The organism is Thalassotalea sp. PP2-459 (assembly GCF_001913705.1).
Lineage (GTDB): Bacteria > Pseudomonadota > Gammaproteobacteria > Enterobacterales > Alteromonadaceae > Thalassotalea_C > Thalassotalea_C hakodatensis.
The window spans coordinates 1-1,749 of record NZ_MKQD01000014.1 but is presented as its reverse complement, the minus strand read 5'-3'; the positions used below and the strand labels follow the sequence as shown (position 1 = coordinate 1,749).

1 protein-coding gene is annotated in these 1,749 nt (G+C 42.6%); it reads left to right on the top strand.

Going from position 1 to position 1,749, the window contains the following annotated elements; translation table 11 throughout:
* Positions 1–139 precede the first annotated feature (139 nt).
* Positions 140–1,648, top strand: a complete 1,509-nt coding sequence (locus BI291_RS01870; protein ID WP_074495918.1) for an ISNCY family transposase — start codon at positions 140–142, stop codon at positions 1,646–1,648.
* The last annotated feature ends 101 nt before the right edge of the window (positions 1,649–1,749 follow it).

Below are 1,749 nucleotides of genomic sequence, written 5' to 3'. Positions count from 1 at the left end.
TGTTAACACCAAGCGACTTTGTCGTATCTTAATTACCAAGCAATTCTGTCGTAATTGCTAATTACCAAGGGAAACTGTCGGTCTCTTTTTTACATGTTTGTTAGTGTTCTTGTTTTTGAATACTAGAGGCATGTTGAGGATGATTGTGATGGATTCTAAAGCTCAACTAACCGTTGATATAATTGCCAAAGTGGTTGAAGGCAGAATAACAATTGCCAATGCTGCTAAGTTACTCAGTAAGTCTAGACGTTCAATAGAACGCTATGTGAAGAGATATCAGAAAGTCGGTATTCAGTTTGTTTTGCATGGTAACAGTGGTAAGTCACCACCAAATAAAACACCAACGTCGATTAAAAAAGCAGTGCAATCTTTAATTAAAGATAAATATTTTGATTTGAATTTGCTGCACTTGGCTGAGCAGCTTGAAGTGAATGAACAGATAACTGTAAAGCGAGAAACACTGCGTGGATGGGCACATGATATTCACCATGTAAAACGTGCTAAACGTCGGCGCGGTATTGTACGTAAACGCAGAGAGCGTATGGCAGCGCCGGGCTTATTGATGCAGATGGATGGTAGTCCCCATCGTTGGTTTGGCGATAAGAAGCATTGTTTGATTGCGATGATTGATGATGCCACCAGTGAAGTACATGCAGAGTTCTTCCCATCTGAAACCACCGCTGGTTGTATGAAAGTCATGCGAGATTGCATCGAAACTAAGGGCGTGTTTAAAACGCTGTACGTGGATAGAGCGGGTATCTTCGGCGGCCCTAAGCGTTGCAACTTCTCACAAATGCAGCGTGCATGTGAAGAATTGGGTATTGAGATTATCTTCGCCAATTCGCCTCAAGGTAAAGGCCGTGTTGAACGTGCCTTTGATACATTTCAAGACCGCCTTGTACCTGAGCTAAGGCTTAACAATATTAAAGATATAGCCAGTGCCAATGCATACCTGAAACATGTATTCATCCCACAATTCTGGCAGTCTAGAATTCAAGTGAAATCAAAGCAAGCGCCTGAATTTACACCATTATCGAAACACACCAACCTTGATGATATCTGCGTCATTAAAGACCATCGTAAGATCCGCAATGACCACACCTTCAGCTACGGTAACAAGTTCTATTTGATTGATTCACCGCTAAAACATTCCATAGCTAATCAGAAAATTGAGATCCGAAACACCAGCAAGAAAGGCTTCACCGCACACTTCGCAGGGCGGCAACTCAAGGTATCTGAAGTAAATGAGCCAAGCAAGCTTGAATCAGAAGACTTAGCAGTACAAAAGAAACTAGAGGTGTTGGCATTAATCGAAAAGCTTGGAAGTATCAGTGCAGCTTCACGACAAAGTGGCGTCTCACGAGACACTATTCACCGACACTTAAGACTGGTTAAGCAAGGCGGTCCTGATGCTTTAAAACGCCAAGAAACTCCCGATATAAGACATAAAAACTGTGTAGATAAAGCCATCGAAGATGCAGTCGTAAAATTCTCCGTTGAGCATCCCCACCTTGGTCAACAGAAAGTGGCCATCAAGCTGACTGAAGCCCTAGGTATTGATATTAGCGCAGGCGGTGTGCGTAGCATGTGGTTAAGAAACAATTTGAATACCACTGCACTGAGAGTTGCAAGGTCGCAAGCGTTGTAAGAATAGGCATAAATCATAGCCAGTTTAACAACTGGCTGATATGCTATTTACGACAAAGTCGCTCGGTAATTAGACCGACACAATCCCTTGGTAATCACACT